At 64.9% G+C, this 24,750-nt stretch carries 19 protein-coding genes; 10 read left to right on the top strand and 9 right to left on the bottom strand.

Going from position 1 to position 24,750, the window contains the following annotated elements:
• Positions 1–10: 10 nt before the first annotated feature.
• The 5 genes from LH19_RS10695 to LH19_RS10675 all read right to left on the bottom strand — a co-directional run bounded on the left by LH19_RS10695 (position 11) and on the right by LH19_RS10675 (position 5,823).
• Entirely contained in the window at positions 11–2,116 is a 2,106-nt protein-coding gene (locus LH19_RS10695) for a TonB-dependent receptor (protein WP_082395573.1), read from the bottom strand.
• Positions 2,117–2,253: 137 nt separating this feature from the next.
• Positions 2,254–3,471 carry an FAD-dependent monooxygenase gene (locus LH19_RS10690; protein ID WP_054727756.1) on the bottom strand — a complete coding sequence of 406 codons (1,218 nt, stop codon included), beginning with the start codon at positions 3,469–3,471 and terminating at the stop codon, positions 2,254–2,256.
• Entirely contained in the window at positions 3,468–4,259 is a 792-nt protein-coding gene (locus LH19_RS10685; RefSeq protein WP_054727754.1) for an alpha/beta fold hydrolase, read from the bottom strand. The genes LH19_RS10690 and LH19_RS10685 overlap by 4 nt, the downstream gene beginning before the upstream one ends.
• A gap of 135 nt (positions 4,260–4,394) precedes the next feature.
• Positions 4,395–5,327 (bottom strand): LysR family transcriptional regulator, encoded by a 933-nt coding sequence (locus LH19_RS10680; RefSeq protein ID WP_054727751.1) that lies wholly within the window; start codon positions 5,325–5,327, stop codon positions 4,395–4,397.
• Between the two features lie 112 nt (positions 5,328–5,439).
• A complete protein-coding gene (locus LH19_RS10675) occupies positions 5,440–5,823 on the bottom strand; it encodes a nuclear transport factor 2 family protein (protein WP_082395571.1) in 384 nt (127 codons plus the stop codon).
• A gap of 212 nt (positions 5,824–6,035) precedes the next feature.
• Here LH19_RS10675 and LH19_RS10670 point away from each other — a divergent pair, with 212 nt between their 5' ends.
• Positions 6,036–7,493, top strand: a complete 1,458-nt coding sequence (locus LH19_RS10670; protein WP_054727747.1) for an amidohydrolase family protein — start codon at positions 6,036–6,038, stop codon at positions 7,491–7,493.
• Between the two features lie 43 nt (positions 7,494–7,536).
• Here LH19_RS10670 and LH19_RS10665 read toward each other — a convergent pair whose 3' ends face one another.
• From LH19_RS10665 to acnA, 3 genes are read right to left on the bottom strand one after another with little or no spacing between them, the layout of a single operon-like run.
• The gene (locus LH19_RS10665; RefSeq protein WP_054727744.1) at positions 7,537–7,806 is read right to left on the bottom strand and encodes a CBU_0592 family membrane protein; all 270 of its coding nucleotides are present in this window, start codon (positions 7,804–7,806) and stop codon (positions 7,537–7,539) included.
• Between the two features lie 26 nt (positions 7,807–7,832).
• A complete protein-coding gene (locus LH19_RS28595) occupies positions 7,833–8,129 on the bottom strand; it encodes a ribosomal protein L7/L12 (protein ID WP_054727741.1) in 297 nt (98 codons plus the stop codon).
• A 19-nt stretch (positions 8,130–8,148) separates the two neighbouring features.
• The gene (acnA, locus tag LH19_RS10655) at positions 8,149–10,821 is read right to left on the bottom strand and encodes an aconitate hydratase AcnA (protein WP_054727739.1); all 2,673 of its coding nucleotides are present in this window, start codon (positions 10,819–10,821) and stop codon (positions 8,149–8,151) included.
• A gap of 467 nt (positions 10,822–11,288) precedes the next feature.
• Between acnA and LH19_RS10650 the strand changes: the two genes are divergently transcribed.
• The 4 genes from LH19_RS10650 (at position 11,289) to LH19_RS10635 (ending at position 16,622) form a co-directional block, all read left to right on the top strand.
• The gene (locus LH19_RS10650; protein WP_054727737.1) at positions 11,289–12,791 is read left to right on the top strand and encodes a sensor histidine kinase; all 1,503 of its coding nucleotides are present in this window, start codon (positions 11,289–11,291) and stop codon (positions 12,789–12,791) included.
• A complete protein-coding gene (locus LH19_RS10645) occupies positions 12,784–13,230 on the top strand; it encodes a response regulator (protein WP_054727736.1) in 447 nt (148 codons plus the stop codon). The genes LH19_RS10650 and LH19_RS10645 overlap by 8 nt, the downstream gene beginning before the upstream one ends.
• Before the next feature lie 165 nt (positions 13,231–13,395).
• Complete coding sequence (locus LH19_RS10640) at positions 13,396–14,316, top strand: histidine kinase dimerization/phosphoacceptor domain -containing protein (RefSeq protein ID WP_234716139.1); 921 nt, start codon at positions 13,396–13,398, stop codon at positions 14,314–14,316.
• 140 nt (positions 14,317–14,456) lie between these two features.
• A complete protein-coding gene (locus tag LH19_RS10635; RefSeq protein WP_082395570.1) occupies positions 14,457–16,622 on the top strand; it encodes a TonB-dependent siderophore receptor in 2,166 nt (721 codons plus the stop codon).
• 16 nt (positions 16,623–16,638) lie between these two features.
• On the opposite strand, the gene LH19_RS10630 is transcribed toward LH19_RS10635, so the two are convergent.
• On the bottom strand, positions 16,639–17,388 hold the full coding sequence (locus LH19_RS10630) for a hypothetical protein (RefSeq protein ID WP_054727732.1): 750 nt from the start codon (positions 17,386–17,388) through the stop codon (positions 16,639–16,641).
• A 142-nt stretch (positions 17,389–17,530) separates the two neighbouring features.
• Between LH19_RS10630 and LH19_RS10625 the strand changes: the two genes are divergently transcribed.
• From LH19_RS10625 to LH19_RS10605, 5 genes are all read left to right on the top strand, one after another.
• Positions 17,531–18,007, top strand: a complete 477-nt coding sequence (locus LH19_RS10625; protein WP_054727730.1) for a MarR family winged helix-turn-helix transcriptional regulator — start codon at positions 17,531–17,533, stop codon at positions 18,005–18,007.
• A 334-nt stretch (positions 18,008–18,341) separates the two neighbouring features.
• Positions 18,342–20,321: a serine hydrolase domain-containing protein gene (locus LH19_RS10620; protein ID WP_054727728.1), complete on the top strand. Its 1,980-nt coding sequence runs from the start codon at positions 18,342–18,344 to the stop codon at positions 20,319–20,321.
• Positions 20,321–21,331: a dipeptide epimerase gene (locus LH19_RS10615; protein WP_054727726.1), complete on the top strand. Its 1,011-nt coding sequence runs from the start codon at positions 20,321–20,323 to the stop codon at positions 21,329–21,331. The genes LH19_RS10620 and LH19_RS10615 overlap by 1 nt, the downstream gene beginning before the upstream one ends.
• Before the next feature lie 79 nt (positions 21,332–21,410).
• Complete coding sequence (locus LH19_RS10610) at positions 21,411–22,553, top strand: dipeptidase (RefSeq protein ID WP_054727725.1); 1,143 nt, start codon at positions 21,411–21,413, stop codon at positions 22,551–22,553.
• A 4-nt stretch (positions 22,554–22,557) separates the two neighbouring features.
• Positions 22,558–24,738: a TonB-dependent receptor gene (locus LH19_RS10605; protein WP_082395569.1), complete on the top strand. Its 2,181-nt coding sequence runs from the start codon at positions 22,558–22,560 to the stop codon at positions 24,736–24,738.
• Positions 24,739–24,750 lie beyond the last annotated feature (12 nt).

Here is a 24,750-nt window from a genome sequence, read left to right as displayed (position 1 = left end):
CCGCGCGGCTTCACATCTTGAAGGAAAGCGACGCCATGACGCGGGCGGGAGCACCCGGCACCGCGAGTGCTTCGCCGACCGTGAACACGTCCGCCGTCAGTTCGTTGAAATATTTCTGGTTGAACACATTTTCGGCGCGGACCGCGAACTCCCAGCGTCCTTCGGGATCGCCGATCGACGCCCGGAGGTTGACCAGATCATAAGCCGGCTGGTTCGCGGTGTTCCTGATGTTCCAGTAGAATTTGCTGACGTGGTTATAGTCGGCACGCAGCCCGATCTCGAGGTCGCTGCCGACCGGGATCTTGTAGTCGATGCTGGCGTTGGCGGTGAATTCGGGGGCGTTGGGAACGGTGAGGCCGTCGACGGGCTGGAGGTAGTAGAGGGCGTTCTTGTCCTTCCACTTCGAATTCAGGTAGCCCGCCGAGCCCGAGAGAGTGAGACCGTCGACCGGACGATAGGTCAGACCTCCTTCAAAACCCCAACTGACCGAGCGGCCGATATTTGCCACTTCCTCGGTGATCACGCCGCTCGGCAGGACGATCTGCGTTTCGAACTGGCGGCGCTTGTAGTTGATGTAATAGCCCGCGAGTTCGAAGGTCAGCGTGCGGTCGAGCGTCGTGCCCTTGATGCCCGCCTCGAACGCCGAGGCCGTTTCCGAACGATAGGCGCCAGCGGTCCCGCTGATCAGGTTGACGCGGCCGGGTTCGGTGCCGAGCGCATAGTTGGCGTAGAGCATGACATCGGGAGCGACGTCGTAGGACAGGGTGATCTTCGGCAGCACCACCGTTTCGTTGACGGGCACGGTGATCGGGATGTTGTTGTCGGTGCCCTTGAACTCGACGCGGCCGACGCGGACGCCGGCGCCGATCCGGAAAGCGCCCATCCGGTAATTGGCGGTCCCGAACAGCGCATATTGCTTTTCGCTCGATTCGCCATTGTTGAAATCGGGAATGAAGACCGGCCCGCCGGCATCGGGGCCGAGGTACAGGTCGGCGTTGTTGGTGATGCCGCGGTCGGCGACCGACGAATAATAGGCGCCGACGAGCCAGTCGAAGTCGCTAGTCCCTGTCGAGGCGAGGCGGAGTTCCTGCGTAAAGACCTTCGCCGTGTTGCGGTCGCCATTGAAGGCGACGACCGCATCGGCCGCGCTGTAATCGAGATCCCAAGCGAAGTTGACCTTGCGGCGGGTGTAAGACGTTACATTGGTGAGTTCGACCGGCCCCATGTCATAGGCAAGGCTGAAGATGACGCCGTCGACGCGCTTCCGGTTCTCGACATCGGTGTTGAGTTCGATCGTACGGCGATAGATGGCGCTGCCGTCGGGGCGTTCGGTCGCGGTCGTATAGACGTTGCCGCCGTTGGCGAGTTCGTTATGGCGATAGCTGAGCTGGATATCGAGATTGTCGGTCGGCTGCCAGCCGATCGCGATGCGCGTGCCCCATTCGGTGCTGCGGTCGGCATATCCACCGCGGAAGGTGTTGGCGACGAAGCCGCGGGTGTGGTTGTAATAGCCAGACACGCGGACGGCGAACGCCTCGCCTGCAGGGAGGTTTACGGCGCCGAACGCATTGATCGTGTCGAAGCTGCCATATTCCATACGGGCTTCGCCGCCGAATTTGTCGGTCGGGCGCTTCAGCACATATTTGATCGCGCCGCCGATATTGCTGCCGCCATAGAGCGTGCCCTGCGGGCCTTTCAGGATTTCGATACGCTCGACATCCTCGATCGACGCCGACTGGTCGGTGAAATTCTGGACGTCGTCGACATAGAAGCCGACGCCCTGGGTGTTGCCGAAGCCGCCGACGCCGCGGATGACCACATTGGGTTCGTTATCCTGACGCCGGTTGAGGACGATGTTCGGCGTCTGGCGGCCGACATCCTCGAGCGAGGCGATGCCGGCATCCTTGATCGTATCGGCGCTGATCGCCGCGATGGTTTCGGGAATGTCGATGAGCCGCTCGGCGCGCTTGCGCGCCATGACGACGATCTCGTTCGGATCGCCTTGCTCTTCCGCCTGCTCCGTCGCTTCCTGCGCATGCGCCGAGGTCACTGCCATCATTGGAGCGACGAGCGCCGCCACGGCCGAGCCGGTCAGGATCAACTTTCGAACGTGCATAACTCCATCCCCTTTATCTCGTTGTCGTCGTTCCCGCCCGTCTTGACGCGGGCAATGGTTTCCCGTGCCGCGAGTCACCTCGCAGCGAATGACTTTCGTTCCGTGCTTCCTTGCGGGGCGGCCTTGGGGCCGCGCCGTCAGGCTGCCGCCTGCGCCTTGGTCAGCGGCGTATAATCCTTCAATTTCAGCGAGCTGTTGATGTCGCGCTCTTCCTGCCGCATCATGCCGAGGCGGGTGAGGATCGGCGCCAGATTCATCATGCGGTTGCGTTTCCAGAGCTTGAGCCGGGTCGGCGGCACCATCAGGTCGCTGCCGCCATAGGCCGTTGCCTGATTGTCCTCGATGAATTTTCTCGCTTCGCGGTCGTAGGCGTCGAAGGCTCCCTGATGACTGTCATGCGCGGCGAGTTCGCCCGCGAGGACATAGGCGCCGGCGATCGCGGTGCTCGTGCCCTGTCCTGAAAAGAAGGACGGCCCGTACGCCGCATCGCCGACGACGGCGACACGGCCGCTCGACCATTTCGGCATATGGATCTGCATCATCGAATCGAAATAGAGATCGTCGGCGGCGTCCATGGCGTCGAGAAGCTCGGGAATGATCCAGCCCTGTCCGGCATAGCGCGCGCGAATATCGCGGCGAACGCCGTCGAGGTCGGCATATTCGGACGAGGCAGGTTCCGGCCGGCGATAGGCGAAAAGGCAATTCATCCGTTCCGCGCCGGTTTCATAAGCGCCGGCGGCAAGACCCGGTACATTGTAGATATTGAGTTCGTGATCGAAGCCGAAGCTGTTCGGCGCGGTGAAGCCGATGAAACAGCAGCCCAGATAGCTGCTGAACTGGCTTTCGGGACCAAAGGCCTGCTCGCGCGTCGTCGAATGGAGGCCGTCGGCGGCGATGACGACATCATAGCGTTCCTCGAGGCCGCTGCGGAAGGTGACGTCGATACCGTCCCGGTCTTCGTTCATCGCGACGATGCAGTCGTTGAACCGATAGGGTATGTTGTCGCGGGTCCGCGCATAGAGAATCTCGGCGAGCACTCCGCGCGGAATTTCGACGTCGCGGCCGGCGATGCCGCCCGTGATATCCTCCATCGGGATGCTCGCGATGACGCCGCGCGGGCCGCGAAAACGCCAGTGGCGGGTGCGGATATGCGCTTCGTGAAGTTCGGGCAGCATACCCATCCGGTCGACGGCATCGATCGCGGTACCGCGAATGTCGATGGCATAGCCGCCGCTGCGCAGCGCGTCGGCGCGTTCGACGACGGTGACGTCGAAGCCATGGCGGTCGAGCCAGTAGGCGACGGTCGGACCGGCGATGCTGGCGCCGCTGACAAGGGCTTTGCGCTTCCGGCTCATGCTGCCACCTCCCGGCCGTTGGCGAGAACGAAGTTGCGGACCATCTTTGCGGTGCGTTCGCGATGCTGAAGGGTGATGCCGTGGCGGCTGTCCGCCAGCATCTCGAAGCGCGCGCCGGGAATGGCGGCGGCCATTTCGCGGGCTTCTGAGGCGTGCGCGATCGGATCATGCTCGCCGGCAAGAACAAGGGTCGGCGCCGTTATTTCGCCGAGGCGCGCGGTCATATCATGCGCTTCGATGGCGGCCGCGCGCCGGGCAAAGGCCTCTGGCTCGCGGATGAGCAGGACGTCGTTGATTTCGGCGACGAGATCGGGCTCGTTGTCGATCGCCTCGGGGCTGATCACCGCTTCCATCATGAAGCGGCGGACGGCATCGGGATCGTCGTTGCGAAGCGCGCTGAGATCGGGGGCGTGAAAGCGCGAGCGCTCCGAACCGGTCACCCCCAATATCAGGCTCTTGACGCGGTCGGGATAGAGGATCGCGAAGGTCATTGCGACCGCCCCGCCATAGGAAGCGCCGAAGACATGGGCCCGATCGATCCCGCGCTCGTCGAGAAAATGCGCGAGGTCGTGTGCATGGTCCGCCATGCTGTAAGGCTCGGGTGCGCACGGGCTGTCGGGCGAATCGCGCTGGTCGGTCGCGATCGCGCGAATGCCTTCGCCGAGCAGCGGCATGAAATTCGCATATTGGCGGCGATCGGCGTTGCTGCCGTGCAGCAGGATAAGCGGTTCGCCGCGCCCGTTTTCGTCGCAGCGCAGCGCGACTGTCTCAGCAATGGCCTGTTCCATGGCCCGATCTCCCAGCGTCATCACCGCAAAAGCCTGCCGTGTCACCTTATTGTCATGCATAGGAACCGTGGGCGCTGCCTGTCCAAGACTGAGTTTTCATCGGACATATGCCTGGGGGGCATGCGGCCTGTCCGGCTAGGCAGCGGTGGCCCTCCTGCTTTCGGCCGTCGGCCATTCGCCGCGCGCCAGCAGGTCGTCGCACAAGGCGACGAGCATGTCCTGTATCTCGCAAATCGCCTTGAATCCCTGCCGGTTCCAGTGGGTGGCGATCGCCCATGACGTGCGCAGGCCCTCGATCGGGACGAAGCCGACGGAGGAATGGCCTTGGGGTGCCATCACGCAGCTCGGCGCGATGCCGAAACCCGCACCGCGTTCGACAAGGTCGCTCATGAGCGCGGAACTGTTCACCTTGCTGCGGACGATGAGCTTGGCGGCGTGTTCGGGATGCGTTTCCTGAAATTTGTCGACAATGCTGTTCGGGTAGCCGACGAGGATCAGCGGCAGGCCGACGAGGTCGGGAACGTCGACGCTCGCCCCGAAATCGCCCAGCCGTTCCTTCGGGCAGATCAGGCAGAAGCTTTCATCGACGAGCGGGGTCATCAGGACGCCGCTGGCCTCGGGCATGCTCGAAACCAGCGCCACATCGATATCGCCGTCGGCGACCTTGTCGCGCAGATAGGAGCTCGATCCCTGCACCAGATCGACGCGGCACTCGGGGTAGCGCGCGAGGAAGCTGGTCATCACCGGGAGCAACAGCTTGTTGTGGATCGATTGCGGCGCGCCGAGGGTGGCGATGCCGGAGAAGTCGCCGCCCTCGGTCGCCATTTCGTCGCCGAGCTGGCGGACCGATTCGAGGATGGCGGCAGCGCGTTCGTAGAAGCGCTCGCCGGCGTCGGTCAGCGATACGCCCTTGTTGTGGCGAACGAACAGCGCCTGTCCGACATCATCCTCCAGCTTGGCGATCGACCGGCTGAGCGCGGGCTGCGCGACATTCAGATAATAGGCACCGCGGACGAAACTGGACGCGTCGGCGACCGCCTTGAAATAGCGCAGCTGCCTGAGTTCCATCGCGCACACCTTCACAGATCCGGCCGCCGTCGGTCCGGGTTCCTCGCACCCCGATCCGCAAATCTGATAGCGGCTGCACGGCGCGCGTCAATTTTCGGGCTTCGCAGCGAGATCATTCGGCCGCCGCGATCAAAGTGCCCTGATGATAGAAATTGCGCCAATTGCCATTTTCGAACCGATAGAGGCGCATGTGCCGCGCGACCTTGCACCTGAGGGAGCCGTCCGCCGCTTCGAACTTGTTGTCGAAACTGCCGTGCACCCAGGCGACGGTCCCCGAGACCTCGATCCGGTTGTCGCGCAGGCGATAGTCGAGATAGCGGCCGGCGGCGGAGCGGATCGCGGCAAGATAGCCTGCCTTGTCGCGTATCTGTCCGTCGGCATCGACATGGTGATAGTCGCCGGTCACCATCGCGGCGAGCCGATCGAGATCGCCTGCCGCGATCGCCCGGGCGCGGGCGGCTTCGAGGGCCTCGATCTCCATGCGGGCAGCGTCCATCGGCGCTGGGTCCTTCCTTCGCTGATCCGGCCGGTCGCCGGCGGGAGGCGAGCCTAATTGGCGGTCGGTCGGGCCGCAAAGACCGATGGCTCATGGCGATGATGAGCGTACGGCATGTGCGGGCCGGGAGCAGGCTCGGTTGTTTTTGCCGCGCTGCTGGGCAGCCGTGGCCCGGTGCGTTATGGGTTGGACCCGATCCGAAAGGCCTCTCGATGAAACGTCTGCTTGCTACCCTTGCGTCCGCGCTGCTCGTTCTTTCTCCCGCTGCGCTTGCGCGGGCGAAGGAAGGCGATGTCATCATTCGCCATGTCACCGTCGTCGATGTCGAGGGCGCGAAGACAATTGCCGAACAGGCGGTGGTGCTGCGCGGCGCCGACATTGTCGCGGTCGGCGACGATGCCGGGGTCGCGAAGGACTGGCGTGCGGCACGGACGATCGAGGGCGAGGGGCGCTATCTCATTCCCGGGCTGTGGGACATGCATGTTCATTTCGGTGGCGGACCCGAACTGATCGAGGAGAACCGGGCGCTGTTCCCGCTCTATGTCGCGAACGGGATTACGACGATCCGCGACTGTTCGGGCGACCTTGCCGATCAGGTGCTCGCATGGCGCAGCGAGATCGCGAGCGGCAGCCTGTTCGGCCCGCGCCTGCTGACCTCGGGCGCGAAGATCGAGGGGATCGCGCCGGTATGGAAGGGGACGATCGAGGTCGGCAGCGAGGCCGATGTCGATGCGGCGCTCGACCAGCTGAAGAACCGCGACAAGGTCGATTTCGTCAAGATTACCGACAATACGCTGAAACCCGAACTGTTCCTCTATGCGCTGCGGCAGGCGAAGGCGCTGGGGCTCCGCACCTCGGGACATATCCCGATGGCGCTGACGGTCGAGCAGGCGGTCGATGCGGGGATCAGTTCGATCGAGCATCTCGACTATGCCTATAATGCGGGAGCGAAGGACGAGGCCGCGATCGCCGCCGACTTTGCGGCAGGGCGGATCGATCGCGCCGAGGCGAACCGGCTCCTCGGTGCGGGGTTCGACCGCGATGTCGCGATGGCCGCCTATCGCGATTTTGCCGCGAAAGGCGTGTATGTCACCCCGACGCTCAACGGCAGCCGCATCCTCGACTATCTCGACCGCGACGATCACAGCAAGGATGCCGGGCTCGCCTATATCGGTCCGAAGCTGCGCAAAACCTATGACTGGCGGATCGAGCGTGCTGCCAAGGCGGACGCGGCGGCGATCGCGGCGCGCCATGCGCACAGCGATGCGGTGGGCGAGGTGCTGCCGATGCTCGCAGAGGCCGGCGTTCCGATCATCGCGGGAACCGATGCCGGCTTCCTGAACAGCTTCAACTATCCGGGCTTCGGGCTGCACGACGAAATCGATCTGTTCACGAAGAGAGGTCTGACCCCGGCGCAGGCGCTGGAGTCGGCGACGCGCGCCGGACCGGCCTGGTTCGGCTGGCTCGACCGCTATGGTGCGGTCAAGCCCGGTATGGCGGCCGATCTGGTCTTGCTCGACCAGAACCCGCTGCAGGACATCGCAGCAACGCGCGCGATCGATACGGTGGTGATGCGGGGGCAGGTGCACGACCGCGCGGCGCTGGACAAGATGCTCGCCGACACCCGCGCGAAGGTCGCGGCGTGGAAGGGGGAGGCTGCGAAGCCTTAGGGTCCGTACTCAATTACAGCGGTGCTGCAATTGAGTACGGACCCTAGTGCGCCAGCGGCGTCCGGCGTGCGCGCCAGACGATGCCGATGGTGAAAAGGCCGATCCCGGCCCAGATCACGTTGAGCACGGCGGACGGGATCGCGCCGTTATAGCCCGAGTTGAGGATGAAACCGGCGGCGCCGATCACGTTCATCCACTGATAGAGATAGCTCCGCGCCTCGAGCTTGCCGAGCGACAGCAGCACATAGGCGACGAGGATCACCACCGCGGCCGACCAGCCGATGACTTCGATCGCCAGTCCCAGCGCGTCCATAACCTGTCCTTTTCGGGTGAGCGCGCCTAGCGCGGCATCCGGGCTTCGATCGCCTCGACCGCGTCTTTCGCTTCCTTGAGACCGAGGCCGGTCTGGTCGCGGAGCCGCTTGATCGCCTCGATCTTGCGGTTCTGACGGATCAATTCGCGGATTTCCTCGTCGTCGATCCGGGCATCGTCGATCCGTGCTTCGCCGATGCGCGGCATCGGCGGGCGCGCCGGCGGCGGTGCGGTGAGGTCGCGGCGCCCGCCGCCGCGCAGGAAGCGCGCGAGGAGCAGCCCGATCAGCAGGCCGGCGGCGAGGAAAAGCAATTTGCCAATCATCGCCGCCGCCCTTTATCTGTTACGCCGCGAGCTTGCGCAGCACGTAGTGCAGGATGCCGCCGTTCATATAATATTCGACCTCGTTCGCCGTATCGATGCGGCAGAGCGTGTCGAAGCTGAAGGTCGAGCCGTCGGCGCGGGTGACGTTTACCGTGACCGTCTGGCGCGGCTTCAGATCCGCGACGCCGGTGATGGTGAAGGTGTCGTCGCCGGTCAGGCCCAGCGTTTCGCGCGTGTCACCTTCGAGAAACTGCAGCGGCAGCACGCCCATGCCGACGAGGTTCGAGCGGTGGATACGCTCGAAGCTTTCGACGATCACGGCGCGGACGCCGAGCAGGTTGGTGCCCTTCGCCGCCCAGTCGCGCGACGAGCCGGTGCCATATTCCTTGCCGGCGATGACCACCAGCGGTGTGCCGTCGGCCTTGTGGCGCATCGCGGCGTCATAGATCGGCATGACCTCTTCGCCGTAACGCGACATGCCGCCTTCGATGCCTGGGACCATTTCGTTCTTGATGCGGATGTTGGCGAAGGTGCCGCGCATCATGACGTCGTGGTGGCCGCGGCGGGCGCCGTAGCTGTTGAAGTCGGCCTTGCTAACCTGATGTTCCATCAGCCATTTTCCGGCCGGCGAGTCCGCCTTGATCGAGCCTGCGGGGCTGATGTGGTCGGTGGTGATGCTGTCGCCGAGGATCGCGAGCGGTTTGGCGTCGACGATGTCCGACACCGGCGCCGGAGTCATCGTCATGCCCTCGAAGTACGGCGGGTTGGCGACATAGGTCGAGCCGGCGCGCCACTGATAGGTGTCCGAGCCTTCGACCGAAATCTTCTGCCAGTGCTCGTCGCCCTTGTAGACATTGGCGTAGCGCGCCTCGAACATGCCGCGGTCGAGCGCCCCGGCCATCACGTCGGCGACCTCCTGGTTGGTCGGCCAGATATCCTTGAGGAAGACATCCTGACCGTCCCCGGCCTGCCCGATCGGGGTGGTGGTGAAATCCTCGATCACCGTGCCCTTGAGCGCATAGGCGACGACGAGCGGCGGCGAGGCGAGGAAGTTGGCCCGCACGTCGGGCGACACGCGGCCTTCGAAGTTGCGGTTGCCCGAGATGACGGCTGCGGCGACGAGGCCGTTCTCGTTGATCGCCTTCGAAATCGGCTCCGCCAGCGGCCCCGAATTGCCGATGCAGGTCGTGCAGCCATAACCGACGAGGTTGAAGCCGATATTGTCGAGATGCTTCTGCAGTCCGGCCTTTTCGAGATAGTCGGTGACCACCTGCGATCCCGGGGCGAGCGAGGTCTTGACCCACGGCTTGGGCTTCAGCCCGAAGGCGTCTGCCTTTTTCGCGACGAGCCCCGCGGCGACGAGCACGCCGGGGTTCGAGGTGTTGGTGCAGCTGGTGATCGCGGCGATGGTGACGTCGCCGTCGCCGATGTCGAAATCCTTGCCCTCAACGGCGACGCGTTCCTGCGTCTTGTTATAGACCTTTGCCATGTCGGCGTTGAACACATCGTCGACTTCGGGGAGCGAGACGCGGTCCTGCGGACGCTTCGGCCCGGCGAGCGACGGGACGACGGTGCCAAGATCGAGTTCGAGCGTGTCGGTGAACACGGGGTCTGCCGCGCCCTCGACAATCCACAAGCCCTGCGCCTTGGCATAGGCCTCGACCAGCGCGATATTCTCTTCCGACCGGCCGGTCAGGCGCATATAATCGAGCGTCTTGTCATCGACGCCGAAGAAGCCGCAGGTCGCGCCATATTCGGGCGCCATGTTGGCGAGCGTCGCGCGGTCGGCGAGGCTGAGCGAGGCGAGACCGGGGCCGAAATATTCGACGAAGCGGCCGACGACGCCCTTGGCGCGCAGCATCTGCGTCGCGGTGAGCACGAGGTCGGTCGCGGTGACGCCTTCCTTCAGCGTTCCGGTGAATTTGAAGCCGACGACTTCGGGGATCAGCATGCTGACCGGCTGGCCGAGCATCGCGGCCTCGGCCTCGATCCCGCCGACGCCCCAGCCGAGCACGCCAAGGCCGTTGATCATCGTCGTGTGGCTGTCGGTGCCGACGCAGGTGTCGGGATAGGCGACGGTCTCACCCGCGCCGTCGTCGCTCGACCACACCGCCTGCGCGATATGTTCGAGGTTGACCTGGTGGCAGATGCCGGTGCCCGGAGGCACCGCCTTGAAGTTCGACAGCGACTTCGATCCCCATTTCAGGAAGTCGTAGCGCTCGCCGTTGCGATAATATTCGATCTCGACATTCTGCTCGAACGCCTTCGGGGTGCCGAATTCGTCGACCATGACCGAGTGGTCGATGACGAGGTGGACGGGGACGAGCGGGTTGATCTTCGTCGTGTCGCCGCCGAGCTTGGCAATCGCGTCGCGCATCGCAGCGAGGTCGACCACGCAGGGAACGCCGGTGAAATCCTGCAGCAGCACGCGCGCCGGGCGATACTGGATCTCGCGGTTCGAATGCGGGTCCTTCTGCCAGTCGACCAGCGCCTGCACGTCGTCCGTGGAGACGGTGAAGCCGCCATCCTCGAAGCGCAGCAGATTTTCGAGCAGCACCTTCATCGAAAAGGGCAGGCGCGACACGTCGCCGAGCTTCGCCGCGGCCTTGTCGAGCGAGTAGTAGGCGTAATTCTTGCCGCCGACGCTCAGCGTCGAGCGGGTAGCCAGCGTGTCGTTGCCCGTGGTCGTCATAGGATTGCAGTCCCCATGTTGGCGCGGCGGGGAATGACCGTCCGGTGGCAAAGCGGGAGAGCGGGGCCAGCGGGAGTCGCACGCGCAGGTTTATGTTGGCGCCGCCTTACGCCGGGGGCGGGGAAATGCAAGGGGGTGGGGGAGTTGGTTCGCGCGGAGACGCGGAGGCGCGGAGGAAATAGACCGCGTTCCCACGCTTCGTCATCCCGGACTTGATCCGGGATCCACTGCGGCGGCGAAGTCATGGCCCCCGGATCAAGTCCGGGGTGACGAAGAGGGAAAGGTCCGCAACCGGCCGTTTCCGGCCCCCTGACGCTGGCTTGCTCCCGGCGCCGCGCTCTCCCTCGCGGTAAGCCCACCCGCGGCAAGCCGCCATTTGTGCGAACTTATAACCCAGATCAATTCAGGGCGACGGGGGCGGCCGGCCGATGCTTGCGGGGCGGGGCTTCGCAAGGCATTGGGAGAATATGGAATCGACCAGACTGTCCTCGCTCGGCCGGGATACGCGCGCGAACCGCCTGATCATCGTGCTGCTCGCGGTGGGCTTTGCGGCGATGCTCGCGGCAGCGAGCGTCGCTTTCTATGTCCAGCGGCAGAATGAGACCGACGCGCGGCTGGTCGCGCACACGCTGGCGGTCGAGGCGGGGCTGGGCGCCTATGCGAGCGCGGTCGAGCGCATGGAGACCGCGCGCCGCGGCCTGATCCTGACCCAGAACCCCGAATTTGCGACGATCATGGCCGAGGCCGAGCAAAGGTCGCGCGCGCAGCTCGACGCGCTGGCGCGGCTGATCGCCGACAATCCGGAGCAGCGGGCGCGGGTGGCGCGGCTGCGTACGCATCTGGACACCTATGGCGCCCATTATCGCAAGACGCTCGGGCTGCGCGGCGCCGACCGCGAGGCGCTGCTCGCCGGGTTCGGGACCGACAAGGGGGTGCTGGAGGTGCGCGCCTCGCGCGCTGTGGTCGAGGCGATGCTGAACGACGAGTTCGCGCTGCTCCGCGACCGCGAGCAGCGGCAGCAGCGGACGCAGCGCTTGTTCAGCACGCTGCTGATCGTCACCGGGCTGCTGATCGTGGTCGTGGCGGCGGTCACGCTGTTGCTGGTGCGGCGCAACCTTGTCGAGCTGCGCACCTCGCGCCTCGAGCTGCGGCGGCTCAACGACGGGCTGGAGGAGCTGGTCGAGGCGCGCACTGGCGAGCTCAAGCGCGCCAATGCCGAGATTCAGCGCTTTGCCTATATCGTCTCGCACGACCTGCGCTCGCCGCTGGTCAATGTGATGGGCTTTACCGCCGAGCTGGAAACGGCGCGGCAGGCGATTACCGCCTATCTCGCCAAGGGCGAGGCCGACGGGTGGGGCGCGCCCGATCCCGCGACGCGGCTGGCGATCGAGGAGGATCTGCCCGAGTCGATCGGCTTCATCCGCACTTCGACACAGAAAATGGACCGGCTGATCAATGCCATCCTCAACCTGTCGCGGCAGGGGCGGCGGACGCTGGCGCCCGAACGGCTCGACCTGACCGCGCTGGTGGAGGGGATCGTCGGCAGCCTGCAGCACCGGATCGACGAAACCGGCACCGATGTCGCGGTCGGCGCGCTGCCGGTGGTGGTCAACGACCGGCTGGCGGTCGAGCAGATATTGTCGAACCTGATCGAAAATGCGCTCAAATATCTGCAACCGGGCCGTGCGGGGGTCATTGGCATGAGCGGCGGTGCCGATCTGGGGCGGGCGTGGATCGCGGTGACCGACAATGGCCGCGGCATCGAACCGCGCGACCATGAACGGGTGTTCGACCTGTTCCGCCGTTCGGGCCAGCAGGACCAGCCGGGCGAGGGGATCGGGCTTGCGCACGCCCGTGCGCTTGCCTATCGCCTCGGCGGTACTATCGAAATCCAGTCCGAACCAGGTGTGGGGTCCACCTTCCGGCTGATCCTGCCACTCGAATGGCAAAGCGGAGAAGAGGATGCCTGACCAGAAACCCGTCAATATCGTGATGATCGAGGATGACGAGGGACACGCCCGCCTGATCGAGAAGAATATCCGCCGCGCGGGGATATCGAACGCGATCCATCATTTCCTCGACGGCACGTCGGCGCTGGAATTCCTGTACGACGCGGCGGAGGGGCCGGTGCGCAACGGGCCGGCGCTCGTGCTGCTCGACCTCAACCTGCCCGACATGAGCGGGACCGACATCCTCGCGAAGCTGAAGGCCGACGATAGCCCGCTGCGCCGGACGCCCGTCGTCGTGCTGACGACCACCGACGACAAGGTCGAGATCCAGCGCTGCTACGACCTCGGCTGCAACGTCTATATCACCAAGCCGGTGAACTACGAGAATTTCGCCGACGCGATCCGCCAGCTCGGCCTGTTTCTGTCGGTGATCCAGGTCCCCGATCCCGATCCGGCCTGAGACCCGCGCTGACCCACATTCTCTATATCGACGACGACGAGGGCATGCGCCGGCTTGCGGCGCGGGCGCTTGCGCGCAAGGGCTTCGAGGTCAGCCTCGCGGCGAGCGGCGCCGAGGGCGTCGAGATGGCGCAGGCGGCGGCCTTCGACCTGATCGCGGTCGACCATGTATATGCCCGGGCAGGACGGCCTTGCGACGCTGGAGGCGCTGCGCGCGCTGCCCCATTGCCCGCCCATCGTCTATGTCACGGGGTCCGAGGAAAGCCGGATCGCGGTCGCGGCACTCAAGGCCGGCGCCGACGATTATGTCGTGAAATCGGTCGGTGAGGATTTCTTCGACCTGCTCGCGTCGAGCTTCGATCAGGTGCTCGACCGCGCGCAGCTCCGCCGGGGCCGTGAAGCTGCCGAGGCCGAGCTACGCGCCAGCAACGCCCGGCTCGAGGCGCTGCTCAAGGAAGTGAACCACCGGGTCGCCAACAACCTCCAGATGATCATGTCGTTCGTTGCGCTGCAGTCGAAAAGCCTCGCCGACGCCGGCGCGCGCGAGGCGCTGCAAAAGACGCAGCAGCGGATCGCGACGGTCGCGCAGGTGAACCGCCGCCTCTATACCACCAACGACGTCGAATTCGTCGCGATGGACGATTATCTCGAAGGACTGGCGCACGACCTGTCCGAAACCTGGTCGAACGGCGCGGGTGTCCGGCGGGTCACCGCTGCGGTCGAACCCGTCCGCGTCGCCACCGACAAGGCGGTGGCGCTGGGCATGATCGCCAACGAGTGGGTCAGCAACGCATGCAAATATGCCTATGCCCACGATCATGGCGGGGAAATCCGCCTGTCGCTGCGCCAGACGGGCAGCGCGACGATCGAGCTGGCGGTCGAGGACGACGGGGCGGGAATGCCGGACGACGGCGTGGCGCGCGGCACCGGGCTCGGCACGCGTCTGATCGAAGCTCTCGCGCGGACGCACAAGGCGGCGGTTTCCTATGTCCCGGTCGACCCGTCGAGAGCGCAGCCCGGCACGCGCGCATCGATCCGCGTCGACCTGCGACCGGGAGAAATCAGGCCGGCGGCGGTGCCGGACTGACCTTTGCGGTGCGGCGAAGACGGCGCTGCGACCGGATATAATTAAGATTGACTTGCAATAGCGTTAACCCCTAGGGCCCGCCCCGACATCGTGCGCCGCATCGGCGGCGGGCGCGGAAGTGCCGGTTCGAAAAGGGGATTATGATGAAAATGCATCGCTTGCTGACCGCTGCGACGAGCGCGCTGGCGCTTTTTGCAGGCGCACTGGCCCTCCCGGCAGGCGCGATCGCGGCCGAAGGCGATGCGGGTGCGGACGATCAGGAGCGCAAGGACGAGATCGTCGTCTATGGCCGCGGCGAAGAGGACAACACGCTGGCCACCGGCCTGTCGCTGTCGCCGCGCCAGACGCCGCAGTCGATCAGCGTCATCACCCGCGAGCAGATCGAGGATCAGGGCGCGGTCAATATCGCCGACGTGCTTTCCTATACCACCGGCGTCTCGGTCAAAGCGGTCGACCGCGGCCGCAACATGCTGGCGGCGCGCGGTTTCGAGATCAGCAATTTCCAGCTCGATGGCGCGCCCTTTGCCACCGGCAATATCGGGCTCGAGGAAAACAGCAGCGCGCTGTACGACCGGGTCGAGGTGATCCGCGGCGCCAACGGCCTGATGCAGGGGCTGGGCGAGCCGTCGGCGACGATCAACCTCGTCCGCAAGCACGCGGACTCGCGTTTGCTGACCGGCAGCTTCGAGTTTGAGGCGGGATCGTGGGGGCGAATGGCGGCGACCGGCGACGTCACGGTGCCGCTGACCAAGGACGGGTCGGTGCGCGGCCGCTTCGTCGCGCAATATTATACGCAGGAGAGCTTCGTCGACCTCGAGAAGAGCGACGGTTACCTCTTCTATGGCGTGATCGACGCCGATCTGGGCGACAGCACGCGCGTCAGCATCGGCGCGAGTTACCAGCGCGACAATCGCGACGGGATTTTGTGGGGGCAGCTTCCCTACTGGTACAGCGACGGGTCGCGCACCAACTGGCCGCGGTCGAAGACGACCGGCGCACGGTGGAACCTGTGGGATACGGTCGAAAAGACGGCCTTTCTGACGGTCGAGCAGCGCCTGGGCAGCGACTGGACGCTGCGCGGCGACGTCAGCTATCACCAGCAGTTCGAAGAATCGAAGCTGCTGTGGACCGACGGCTATCCCGATCCGGTTACCGGCGCGGGGATCAATCCCTGGGCCTATTGGTACGAAAGCAAGCCCGAGCAGTGGCACGGCAGCGCGACGGTGAAGGGCGGGTTCGACCTATTCGGGCAGCGCCACGAACTGATCGTCGGCGGCATGTACAGCCATCTGAAAACCGGCTGGACCAACCGCGATCCCGACGCCGCCAGCGTCGCGCCGATCAAGGATTTCAACGAATGGGACGGCAATGTCTATCCCGAGCCGACGTGGGGTCCGCGCTATGACATGAGCGGGATCGGCACGACCGAACAATATGCGGTCTATGGCGCGACGCGGCTGCAACTCGGCGCGCGGCTGAAGCTGATCGCGGGCGGACGGTTGAGCTGGTACAAGCGGAGCGAAGATGTCGCCCTCTATACGCCCGAGGCCTATACGATCCGCCACAACCACCGCTTCACCCCCTATGCGGGGCTGGTGTTCGACGTGACCGACAATCTGTCGGCCTATGCAAGCTATACCAGCATCTTCAACCCGCAGACGGCCAAGGACCGCAACGGCGATTACCTGCCGCCGCTGGAAGGCGCCAATTATGAGGCGGGGCTGAAGGGCGAATGGCTGGGCGGTCGGCTGCGCGCCTCGGCGGCGGTGTTCCGCATCGAGCAGGACAATTTCGCGGTGGTGGATTTCCCGCATAAGGTTCCCGGCACAGAGGACCCCGCCTTCCGTCCCGCGATGGGCACGGTGTCGAAGGGCTATGAGGCCGAACTGGCGGGCGAGATCCTGCCCGGCTGGGATCTCAACCTCGGGTGGAGCGAATTTTCGGCGCGCGATATCGACGGCCTTGCAGTGCAGGCGCACCATCCGCGGCGGGTGCTGCGCATGGCGACGCGCTATGACTTCGGCGGGGCGCTCGACGGGCTGAGCCTCGGCGGCTCGCTGCGCTGGGAAAGCACCCCGCCGAAGACCGCGCCCAATCCGGCGACAAAGGAAGATGTGGCGGTCGGCCAACCCGCCTATCTGCTCGTCAACGCCATGGCGCGCTATGCGCTCGGCGAGCATGTCGAGCTGCAGGTCAACGTCAACAACCTGTTCGACAAGCGCTATTTCAACAACAATCTGTGGTTCGACGGCTATGTCTATGGCGAACCGCGGAACGTGCGCGCGACGATCCGCTTCGGCTTCTGATCGGCGCGCAGCGCGCTCAATAGAGGATATGTTCGGGCCATAGCACGCGTTCGCAGCGCGTCTTTGGCTCGGCGGTCTTCGCCGCGAGCATGGTTCGCAGCGTCGGGAGCGCGGTCACGGCTTCGCGCAGTGCCGCGATGTCGATCGTGCCGCGCGCGAGTTCGGCGTCTCCGCCCAGCCGGTCGGACGGGCGGACAAGCGTCCAATCCAGTGCGTCATAGCCCTCGGCGTAGGCGAGGAGGTCGCCGAGCGGCAGTTCGCCATGGCCATTGCGCATATCATAGGCCGCGTAAGGGAAGACCTGTGTCGAAAGCGCGGTGCTGCCGATAATGCCGTGCGGCTCGACCGGGAAAGGGCGCTGCATCCGGATCAGCGCGACCTCGGGCAGGTCGTCGTCGATCCCGACGCGGAGCTTCACCTCGATCGCGCGGGGCTCGATCGCGGGCTGGCGCGCGGGGTCCCAGATATAGGAAAGTTCGAGATCGAGAGGTCGCTGCGGCCGCTGCGGATCATAGGCGGCCGGGGTCCAGCGCATGAAGTCGCCGCCGTCGAGTTTTCCCGCATCGGTGTAAAGGCGCGTCAGGCTCACCGTCCCGCCCGCCAGCACCCGTTCGGCATCGCAGCGATAGCGCCAGCTTTCGCGCAGCGGCGGTACGGGGATCGACGGAGCCTGCGTGCCCGCCTTGCCGGTGAGCCGCGCGTCGGCGGCGGTCGCGGGGATCAGCAGCAGCAGCGGCAAAAGCTTGAGATAATGGCGCAATCGCATCTGTCTTTCCTTGTCGACCCTGTTGCCGGGGATATGGTCCGAAACCGGTGGCGGCGGGGTGACAGTCATCACAGTCCGGGCGTTTCGCCCTCTTGCGCCGCGCGGGCGCGGCTGCGACACGGAAGATCGAAGGGAGGCGGGCGTGGAAGCAGAGGGCGACAAGACGCTGGGCATGCGGATCATGAAGCTGTCGCGCCTGTTGCGGTTGCGCTTCGACCGCCGTGCGGCGGGCGCCGGGCTGACCAGCGCGCAATGGCGGACGATCGCGTGCGTGCGCCGCTTTCCCGGCGCGACGCAGCGCGAGATTGCCGGGTTGCTCGAAGTCGGCGAAGTGACGGTCGGACGCTCGATCGACCGGCTGGCCGAGGCGGGCTGGCTCGAACGCCGCGCCGACCCCGCCGACCGGCGTGCCTATCGTATCCACCTGACCGGCGCGATCGATCCGCTGCTCGCCGAGCTGGCGGCGATCGGGGCCGCCGAGGATGCCGATGCGCTGGCCGGGTTCAGCACCGCCGAAATTGCCGCGCTCGACGCGATGCTCGAACGCATCGCCGCCAATCTGGGCGGCGATGTCGATCCGGCGGTGGTGGAGGGCTGTGACCCGCGCGAGGCGGAGTAGAAACGACCGCGGGGCGGCTATCGGCCGGCAGGCGACATTCGCGTAAACCACATCCGTCACCCCCGGGCTTGACCCGGGGCCTGCCTTTTCTTTGAACTAGCGTCGAAAGAAGAAAGGCGGGTCCCGGGTCAAGCCCGGGATGACGACGTAACAAGCGACAGCTCAACCACCCCAAACCCGACCTCGAAACCCGCCCAACCCGTCGATCTTCATTTCCTGTTTGACAATTTTCCAATCAGGATCATTATGTCCCTATCGGGCCAATATGTGTTGGCGTGGATAATGGGGCCGCGCGGCTGCGAAAGACGGGCGCGGCGGGAACAAGGGGATGACGATGCGTTTCCTTCGCAAGCTGATGATTGGATTGACCGCGCTGGTCGCGCTGCCGCTCGCGGCGCAGGGGCCGATACCCCCCGAGCCGACGAAAAAGGCCGTAACTGCGGCGGCGCCGGCGGCGCCGAAAACCACCCAGCCGGTTGCGCTCGACCGCGCCGACCTCGAAGCCTGGCTCGACGGCTATCTCCCCTATGCGCTGGAACGCGCGAATATTCCGGGGGCGGTCGTCGTCGTCGTGCGCGGCAACCAGGTCGTGCTCGAAAAGGGCTATGGCTATTCCAACGTCGCCAAGCGCGCCCCGGTCAACCCCGAAACCACGCTTTTCCGTCCGGGTTCGGTGTCGAAGCTGTTCACCTGGACCGCGGTGATGCAGCAGGTCGAGGCGGGGAAGATCGATCTCGACAAGGACGTCAACGCCTATCTCGATTTCAAGATTCCGCCCTATCAGGGCAAGCCGGTGACGATGCGCAACATCATGACGCACACCGCGGGCTTTCAGGAATCGGTCCGCTATCTGATCAGCAGCGATCCCAAGGCGGTGATGGCGCTGAAGCAGCAGATGCCGCTCGCGCTCCCCGACCGCGTCTTTGCGCCGGGCACCACGCCGGCCTATTCGAACTACGCGACCGCGCTCGCCGGCTATATCGTCGAGCGGGTCAGCGGCGAGCCGTTCGACGATTATGTCGAGAACCACATCTTCAAGCCGCTCGGCATGAATTATGCGACCTTCCGCCAGCCGTTGCCCGCACGTCTCGCGCCCTTCATGTCGAACGGCTATCCCGACATCACGCAAAAGGCGCGGCCTTTCGAGATCGTGATTCCGGCCCCGGCAGGCAGCCTGTCGGCGAGCGGCGCCGACATGGGCAAGTTCATGATCGCCCACCTCAACGACGGTGCGGGGCTGCTCAAACCCGAAACCGCGAAGATGATGCATGATTTCAAGGCGCCGGGCGTTGGCCCGCTCAACAGCATGGCGCTCGGCTTCTACGAACAATGGGTCAACGGCCACCGCGCGATCGCGCACGGCGGCGATACCGTCTGGTTCCACTCCTATCTGTGGCTGTTCCCCGATGCCGACATCGGCGTCTTCATCTCGATGAACAGCGCCGGCAAGGCGGGCGATGCAGGCGCGGTGCGCAGCGCGCTGTTCCACAAATTCGCCGACCGCTACCTGCCCGGCACTGCAACGCCCGGCACCGTCGATGCCAAGACCGCCCGCCAGCATGCACAGATGATGGTCGGCCATTACGAGAGCAGCCGCGGCAGCTTCACCAACTTCATGAGCCTGTTCGGCCTGCTCGGGCAGGCGCAGGTCGGGATGACCGAGAACGGCAAGCTCAGCATTCCGGGTCTCGACGGCCTTGGTGCGGGCGCGCGCGACTGGGTCGAGGTCGAGCCGTTCGTGTGGCGCGACACCGGCACCGGCGAACGCCTTGCCGCCGAAGTGAAGGACGGCCGGGTCACCCGCTGGAGCCTCGACGCGGGATCGCCGTTCATGGTGTTCGAACCCGCACGCGCCAGCGCCAACGCGGCCTGGCTCATCCCGGCGCTGATCGCGGCGCTCGGTATCGTGTTGCTCGCGGCACTCGCCTGGCCGGTCCGCGCGCTGGTCCGCCGCAACTTCGGTGCCACCTTCGCGCTCGAAGGCAAGGCGCGGCGCGCCTATCGTCTGTCGCGCCTGTTCGCCTGGCTGGTGCTGGCGGCGCTTGCCGGCTGGATCGGCCTGGTCGCTGCTTTCTCGGCCGATATCGGCAGCATCGGCGGTCCGCTCGACTGGCTGATCCACCTGCTGCGCATCCTGACGCCGGTCGCTGCGTTCGGCCTGCTCGCCACCGCCGGATGGCATCTGTGGCTCAGCATCAAGGACAAGCGCAAGTGGACGATGAAGTTCGGCGCGGTGCTGCTCCTGCTCGCAGGGCTGGTGCTGGTCTGGGTGACGCTGGTCTTCCACCTCTACGGTTTTGGAATGGTATATTGATGACGACGCAATCGGTACACAATCTGGCGCTCGACCTTCGGGTCGAGCGCTTTCCCTATCACCGGCCGTTCCGCATTTCGGGACATGTCTTCACCGAAACCGAGCTTCTCGTCGCCGAAATTTCGGACGGGACGCACCGCGGGCGCGGCGAGGGTGCCGGCGTCTATTATCTCGGCGACGACATCGCCCATATGATGTCGGAGGCCGAGCGCGTGCGCGGCGCAATCGAAAGCGGCGCGACGCGCGAGGATCTGCAGCAGCTCTTGCCGCCGGGCGGCGCGCGCAATGCGCTCGACTGTGCCTATTGGGATCTCGAGGCGAAACAGGCCGGCCGGCCCGTCTGGGACCTCGCGGGCATCGATGCGCCGAAACCCCTGCGGTCGACGATGACGCTCGGCGCCGACCGGCCCGAGGTGATGGTGGAAGGGATGCTGGCATTCGATCCCGAGACCCCGATCAAGGTCAAGCTGACCGGCGATGTCGAGGAGGATATCGCACGCGTCATCGCGATCCGCTCGGCGCGTCCGGATGCGTGGATCGGTGTCGACGCCAATCAGGGCTATAGTATCGAGACGTTGCCGGGCCTGCTCCCGACGCTCGTCGCGAACGGGGTGTCGCTGCTCGAACAGCCGCTCCGGCGCGGGCGCGAGGTGGGCCTCGACGGCTTCGAGCGGCCGCTGCCGTTCGCTGCCGACGAAAGCGCCGTAACGCTCGCCGATACGGCTTCGCTGGTCGGGCGCTTCGACGTCGTCAACATCAAGCTCGACAAGTGCGGCGGGCTCACCGAGGGGCTGGCGATCGCGCGCGAGGCGCGGCGGCTCGGGCTCGACGTGATGGTCGGCAACATGATGGGCAGCAGCCTGTCGATGGCGCCTTCCTACGTGGTCGGGCAGCTCTGCGACATCGTCGATCTCGACGGACCGATCTTCCTGGCCCGCGATCGCGAGCCGGGGGTCCGATATGCCGGAGGCATGATCCATTGCCCGCAAGAAATTTGGGGCGGAGGCTAATTTTTGTCCTAAATGGGTTGACATTTTTCTGATCAGGACAATAGTCTTGAGAATGTAATTTCCTGAAGTGGAGGGTGGAATGACATCATCATTCCCGATCACGCGCCGCGCGCTGGTTGCCGGCGCGGTGGGTGCGGCTGTGACGATGCCGATGATCAATCGCGGTGCCTATGCCTTCGCTGCGGCGCCGGGGCGCAGCTATTCGCGGCGGGCGGTCGACCTTGTCGGTTCGTCGCTGGTGATCGACATGCTGGCGCCGCTCAAGATCACGCTGTCGGAAGACTATGTCGCGCATCGCCTGACCGATGCCGAGGCGGAGGAGTTTCGCAGCAGCGGCATCACCGGTTTCCACAATGCCTATGGGCTCGGCGGACCGAATGCCAAGCAGCAGGCGCTTGAATTTCTCGCCGGCTGGCAGGGTTTTGCCGGGCGCAACAGCCATGTCTTCACGCTGGTCGATGGCGTCGCCGATCTCGATCAAGCGAAAAAGGACCGCAAATGCGCGGTGATCATGGGCATCCAGAATGCCGAACAGTTCCAGAGCGTCGAGGATGTCGCGCTGTTCCGCCGCCTCGGCCTGCGCTGCGCGCAGCTCACCTATAATAGCCAGAATATGATCGGGTCGGGCAGCACCGAACGGGTCGACGGCGGCGTCAGCGATTATGGCGCCGCGATCATCGCCGAAATGGAAAAGCAGAAGATGCTGGTCGACGTGTCGCATTGCGGCGACAAGACCACATTGGATGCGATCGAACTGGCCAAAGGGCCGATCGCGATCACCCATAGCAATGCCCGCGCGCTGATCGACCATCCGCGCGTCAAACCCGACGAGGCGATCAAGGCGCTCGCGGCGAAGGGCGGGGTGATGGGGATCACCGGGGTACGCATGTTCATTCGCGCGACCGATCCGACCAATGTGGGCCATATGGCCGATCATATCGACCATGTCGCGAAGCTGGTCGGGATCGACCATGTCGGCATCGGTTCCGACGCCGACCTCAACGGCTATGACGATATGAAGCCCGACGAATATGCCGCCCTGAAGGGTAGCTACAAGGGCAGCTACGCCTTTCGCGACAAGATCGACATCGACGGGTTCGATCATCCGAAGAAGGTCTTCGACCTGACCGAGGAACTGATCCGTCGCGGATATTCCAACGAAAATATCACAGCCGTGCTCGGGGGCAATTTCCGCCGCCTGCTCGCTCAAGTCTGGGGGTAAGACGATGAAAAAGGGATTTCTTATTGCAGGAAGCATGGCCGCGCTGACGGCGGCAATGCCGGCCGGGGCGCAGGAAGCGGAACTCGCCGAAGCTGAAAGCGAAGTGATCGTCGTGACGGCACAGAAGCGCGAGGAAGCGCTTCAGGATGTTCCGATCTCGATCACCGTCGTCAACGGCGAAGCGCTGCGCGATCAGGGTGCCGGATCGCTGGTCGACTATGCCGGTTATGTTCCCGGGATGACGGTAATCAGCTCGCAGCCCGGTACGTCGATCATTTCGCTTCGCGGTATCGCGCCGGTGGGTTCGGCGCAGGCGGTCGGCATCTATCTCGATGACGCGCCGGTGGGATCGAGCAGCCTTTACGCCCGCAGCGCGACCTATTCGCTCGACCTGATGCCGTACGACATCGCCGGGCTGGAAATCCTGCGCGGGCCGCAGGGCACGCTCTACGGTGCAAGCTCGATCGGCGGTTTGCTGAAATACCGGACCGTCGCGCCGAGCACGACCGATTTCAGCGTCAAGGCCGGCGGCGAACTCTTCACGATCGATCATGCCGGCAATCCCGGCTGGGCGGCGCAGGTCATGGTCAATGCGCCGATCGTCCAAGACAAGCTCGGCATGACGGGCAGCTTCTCGTGGCGCAAGACGCCGGGCTTTGTCAGCTCGGTCAACAATCCGGCGCTGAACGACGCCAATTCGGTCGAACAGGTCGGCGGCCGGGTGAGCCTGCTCTGGAACGCGACCGAGGATTTCACCGTTCGCCTCGGCGGCATCTGGCAAACGATCGACGCGAACGCGACCAATAACGTGGTTTCGACCGTCGCGGGCGTTCCGCTTGGCGACGGCTGGTCCTACAACGCCTTCTTGCCCGAGCCTTTCCACAAGAGCATCGATTATTATTCGGCGGTGCTCGACTATGACCTCGGCTTTGCAACGCTGACCTCGGTTTCGACCTATAGCGAAACCAAGACCAGCAGCGTGCAGGATGCCTCGCTGGTTTTCGGTGTCGCGTTTCCGGCGCTGAGCGGCGGGGCGGTACCCGAAGGCCTCGCGCCGTTCAGCATCGAGCTCGGCCTTGAAAAGTACACGCAGGAAATCCGCCTCGCGTCGCCGAGCAACGACCGCTTCGAGTGGATGATCGGTGCCTTCTACACCAAAGAGACCAGCGAGAATCACCAGTTGGTCCGCACCTTCGACTTCTCGGGCGAACCGAACCTGTTCGACCCGGGCGCTATCGTGTCGCTGCCCTCGACGTTCAAGGAAATGGCGGTGTTCGCGAATGCGACGGCCTATTTCGGCGACGTGTTCGCGCTATCGGGCGGCTTGCGTTACGCCAAGAACAAACAGAACTTCCAGCAGATCAGCGAAGGGCCGTTCATCGGCGATGCCAGTTTCACCGGCTCGTCCAAAGAGGACGTCTTCATCTACAGCATCAGCCCGCAGATCCACATCAGCGAAGATGCCATGCTCTATGCGCGCATCGCCAACGGCTATCGTCCCGGCGGCCCGAACGTCGTGTTCCCCGGGGTGCCGCCGCAGGTCGCGGCAGACACGCTGGTCAACTACGAAATCGGCTTCAAGGGCAATCTCGGCAGCACGCTCGCGGTCGAAGTGGCCGGTTTCTATATGGACTGGACCGACATTCAGGTGGTTCAACCCTTCGGGGGCGTGACGGGGCAGGCCAATGGTCCGTCGGCGGTCAGCAAGGGCGTCGAAGGATCCGTAACCTGGCGGCCGGTGCCCGGACTGTCGGTGGTGGCGAGTGCAGCCTATGCCGATGCGAAGCTGACCGCCGATGCGCCTGAAATCTCCGGCGTCGACGGCGCGCGCCTACCCAGCGTGCCGAAATTCACCGGGTCGGTGCAGGCCGATTACAGCTTCGGTATCGGCGAAAATGCGTCGGGCAAGGTCGGTCTGGGCCTGCGCCATTCGTCGCGGCTGGCATCGCTGCCTTCGAGCAGCCCGGACAATCTGTGGTCGGACCCCTATACGGCGCTCGACGCGAATGCCGCGGTCACCTTCGACGATCACTGGACGGTGCGCGTCTATGCTCGCAACCTCACCAACAAGCGGGCGTCGACGCAGCGTAGCTTTGTCCTGAATGCCTTTGGCGCGCAGGCTTATCAGGCGAACGTGCCGCTACAGCCGCGGACCATCGGCGTCGCGCTCGACATGGCTTTCTGAGCGAATTGGAGT

The sequence above is a fragment of the Sphingopyxis macrogoltabida genome (assembly GCF_001314325.1).
In the GTDB taxonomy this organism is placed as follows: Bacteria; Pseudomonadota; Alphaproteobacteria; order Sphingomonadales; family Sphingomonadaceae; genus Sphingopyxis; species Sphingopyxis macrogoltabida.
Note: the sequence above shows the minus strand (reverse complement) of the source record. Positions and strands in the feature narration are given on the sequence as shown.

Coding starts and splice junctions, on each gene's coding strand:
- LH19_RS10695 (WP_082395573.1), bottom strand. CDS start 2,116: ATGCACGTTCGAAAGTTGATCCTGACCGGCTCGGCCGTGGCGGCGCTC.
- LH19_RS10690 (WP_054727756.1), bottom strand. CDS start 3,471: ATGAGCCGGAAGCGCAAAGCCCTTGTCAGCGGCGCCAGCATCGCCGGT.
- LH19_RS10685 (WP_054727754.1), bottom strand. CDS start 4,259: ATGGAACAGGCCATTGCTGAGACAGTCGCGCTGCGCTGCGACGAAAAC.
- LH19_RS10680 (WP_054727751.1), bottom strand. CDS start 5,327: ATGGAACTCAGGCAGCTGCGCTATTTCAAGGCGGTCGCCGACGCGTCC.
- LH19_RS10675 (WP_082395571.1), bottom strand. CDS start 5,823: ATGGACGCTGCCCGCATGGAGATCGAGGCCCTCGAAGCCGCCCGCGCC.
- LH19_RS10670 (WP_054727747.1), top strand. CDS start 6,036: ATGAAACGTCTGCTTGCTACCCTTGCGTCCGCGCTGCTCGTTCTTTCT.
- LH19_RS10665 (WP_054727744.1), bottom strand. CDS start 7,806: ATGGACGCGCTGGGACTGGCGATCGAAGTCATCGGCTGGTCGGCCGCG.
- LH19_RS28595 (WP_054727741.1), bottom strand. CDS start 8,129: ATGATTGGCAAATTGCTTTTCCTCGCCGCCGGCCTGCTGATCGGGCTG.
- acnA (WP_054727739.1), bottom strand. CDS start 10,821: ATGACGACCACGGGCAACGACACGCTGGCTACCCGCTCGACGCTGAGC.
- LH19_RS10650 (WP_054727737.1), top strand. CDS start 11,289: ATGGAATCGACCAGACTGTCCTCGCTCGGCCGGGATACGCGCGCGAAC.
- LH19_RS10645 (WP_054727736.1), top strand. CDS start 12,784: ATGCCTGACCAGAAACCCGTCAATATCGTGATGATCGAGGATGACGAG.
- LH19_RS10640 (WP_234716139.1), top strand. CDS start 13,396: ATGTATATGCCCGGGCAGGACGGCCTTGCGACGCTGGAGGCGCTGCGC.
- LH19_RS10635 (WP_082395570.1), top strand. CDS start 14,457: ATGATGAAAATGCATCGCTTGCTGACCGCTGCGACGAGCGCGCTGGCG.
- LH19_RS10630 (WP_054727732.1), bottom strand. CDS start 17,388: ATGCGATTGCGCCATTATCTCAAGCTTTTGCCGCTGCTGCTGCTGATC.
- LH19_RS10620 (WP_054727728.1), top strand. CDS start 18,342: ATGCGTTTCCTTCGCAAGCTGATGATTGGATTGACCGCGCTGGTCGCG.
- LH19_RS10615 (WP_054727726.1), top strand. CDS start 20,321: ATGACGACGCAATCGGTACACAATCTGGCGCTCGACCTTCGGGTCGAG.
- LH19_RS10610 (WP_054727725.1), top strand. CDS start 21,411: ATGACATCATCATTCCCGATCACGCGCCGCGCGCTGGTTGCCGGCGCG.
- LH19_RS10605 (WP_082395569.1), top strand. CDS start 22,558: ATGAAAAAGGGATTTCTTATTGCAGGAAGCATGGCCGCGCTGACGGCG.